This is a genomic window from Clostridia bacterium (assembly GCA_014360065.1).
Taxonomy (GTDB): Bacteria; Bacillota; DSM-521; order Neomoorellales; family JACIYF01; genus JACIYF01.
This window is the reverse complement of the sequence record JACIYF010000215.1, coordinates 1-2,341: the sequence shown is the minus strand read 5'-3', so window position 1 is coordinate 2,341 and position 2,341 is coordinate 1. Positions and strand designations below refer to the sequence as shown.

At 55.1% G+C, this 2,341-nt stretch carries 3 protein-coding genes; all 3 read left to right on the top strand.

What is annotated here, in order from left to right; translation table 11 throughout:
- The first annotated feature begins 80 nt into the window (after nucleotides 1–80).
- The 3 genes from H5U02_15170 (at nucleotide 81) to H5U02_15160 (ending at nucleotide 2,288) form a co-directional block, all read left to right on the top strand.
- A complete protein-coding gene (locus H5U02_15170) occupies nucleotides 81–302 on the top strand; it encodes a hypothetical protein (GenBank protein ID MBC7343761.1) in 222 nt (73 codons plus the stop codon).
- Between the two features lie 52 nt (nucleotides 303–354).
- Entirely contained in the window at nucleotides 355–543 is a 189-nt protein-coding gene (locus H5U02_15165; protein ID MBC7343760.1) for a hypothetical protein, read from the top strand.
- 776 nt (nucleotides 544–1,319) lie between these two features.
- A complete protein-coding gene (locus H5U02_15160) occupies nucleotides 1,320–2,288 on the top strand; it encodes a hypothetical protein (GenBank protein ID MBC7343759.1) in 969 nt (322 codons plus the stop codon).
- Nucleotides 2,289–2,341: the final 53 nt, after the last annotated feature.

The window sequence follows — 2,341 nt, the reverse complement described above, 5'->3', positions numbered from 1 at the left end:
ATTCGGTTAAGGGCGTAAGCAACGATACCAGCTTTGGACTTAAGACCCCAGGAGCCCCGTAGGGGGGCTTTTAGCCAGCCGTGCTGGCGCTCGATGACATTGTTGTTAGGGAGATGGTCAAATCCCTTGTAAACCAGGTGGCCATCGGAGACTACCGTCAGGTTTTCACCATTATCGTCGGTATTAAGCTGCTTGAGGAAATTAAAAGCTTGCAGGGCATACCGGTTATGGGAGAAGAACCAGGCCAGGACAAGGCGTGGCGATTGTGGAAGAGAAAGGTAGGACCGGGAGAAGGTAGCTAAAACTCTAAATCAGGCAATAAGATCTAGCTGTAGCGCTGCAAGGAAAAGGCTCTTGGGGCTTAGGCAATACCTCATGGATAACTGGGAGGGGATCATTGAAAAGCTCCACGAAGCTGGCTTAGGAGTCATCCAAGGCCAGGTAAGCCATACCATAGCCCGGCGAATGAAACGCATTGGCACCTGCTGGACCCCAGCCGGCTCCGACCGGATGGCGCGGCTCCTAAGCGCCAAAAGCAACTAGGAGCTTCATAATACATACCAGGAAGAACCATAGATACCGTTGCCCTGGCCCAGGCAGCCGGAGAAGCAGCTGCCAACCGTTCTCGGCACTACGATGCGGAAGACACAGGGGCCTGGCCAGGAGCGAACGTACCGGCCCTAGACACGCCCTACCTTACAGGCTATATGCTAAGGCAGGTACTAAACATGTCAATGGCCATGTAACACTGGCCTCTCAACTAAAATCTAGGGGTGCGCCTGCCAACTCTTGACACCAGCTGCGAAAACGATGTTTTTGAAACCTGCGGCCTCACGCGGTATTCTGCTTTCAGAACTGTTTTTCGCGAGACTTCGTTCCTCCTTTCAATGTTTCCATTTTTTGCTCCTCCGGTGTTCTTTCCCAGGACTCCTTTCGATCTGGTTAGCGGTGTAAACATATTTGCCGCGAAATACCAGCAGCTTCAGGCGGACGGGGCCTTCCATTGGAACAGATCCAAGGCCTGGAACTTGAGACGTTATTACCCAGCTTAGAAGGGAATCGCGCCGTTTCTGTAGAATTAGCGCACGGGGTTGTACCCGCTTGAGCAGGCCACCGAGGTCCAGTGATGTTCTGGTCGATGCCGTGAGGAAAAGCGTGCCCTTGAGCGGACTCCCGGAGTACTCTATTGGAGCAGGGGCAACGCGCTTATACCGCGCGCCATAAGCACATGATATTGCAGTTCTGTATGCACCCGTGCACCACTTCAAGAAGCGAAATGGATCGCGGCTTCGGGTGATGCCAGGAGGTAATTCCGAGACATGCTTTCTGCGGAACTGCTTAGAACCATTGCCTGCTGGACATTATTGGTGGCTTTCTCTTTGCTGTCAGTCCTCGTCAGCTGCTGGGCTATTTATCGCCTTGTGCGGGGCGCATACCTCCTTAGGCGGGACTGCATGAGAAACCAGCTATTGCCGTGCACTGAAAAAGAAGACGGCCGCTCCGTAGAACTTATTAGAAGGTGGCCCGGCCTAGTTGTCGATGTTATTTATGACTCGCTCTTGGCCAAGAAAGACTGCACCGCAATGCTGCGTTTGGCATCCCAGGAGCAAAGCGGGTTGCCTTCCTATTTGGCCCGAGCCCGACTTGCCGGAATGGCCGGGTATCGGCATTTGGTGGTCGGTTGTGCCCTTGGCATTCCCAGGTGCTTCCAAGCTGCCTGCAGGTGGGCACAACAAGGAGCTGGAAGGAAGAAGCTGGCGGCGACACATGCGCCGGCACACTGGCCGGGCGAGGAGTCTGATAGAGTCCTGGTGGAAGCCTTAATACAGGAAACTAAGGGGAGCCATCCCCTCGCTCAATGGCGTATCCGGCCCACCTTCGGAGCCCTTGCTATGCGCAAGGAACGTGGCCGGCAGGCGCTTTTGGCGAGGCTGAATGAGACATCTGACGTCCGGACTGCAAGTGTTCTGGTGGATTATGTTGCCAGCGTTCCGGATGTCCCTTTGGAACTCAGAGACGAGGCGGAAAAGGCCTTAGCTGCCTTGTGGGCCCAAGGAGATTATGAAATGAAGGCACGAATTCTGAAGGCAGGAGCAGCCCACGGATTTATCGGCTTAAAGGGTCTTGCTGTGGCTGCCCTCAGCGAAGAAGCGCCGGACTTTGTTCGGCTGTGGGCCGTGCGTTATCTTATGCGCGCAACTCCTGACGGGGAGTGGAGGCAGGAGGTTGCAACCGGTGGGCCGGAGCATCGCGAGGGCAGGAGACCGGCCGAAGCGCAGGGATGGTGAAGACGCTCTGGGGCTGGATGTGAAACACAATCTGCTGTTCAGTGTCGAGATGC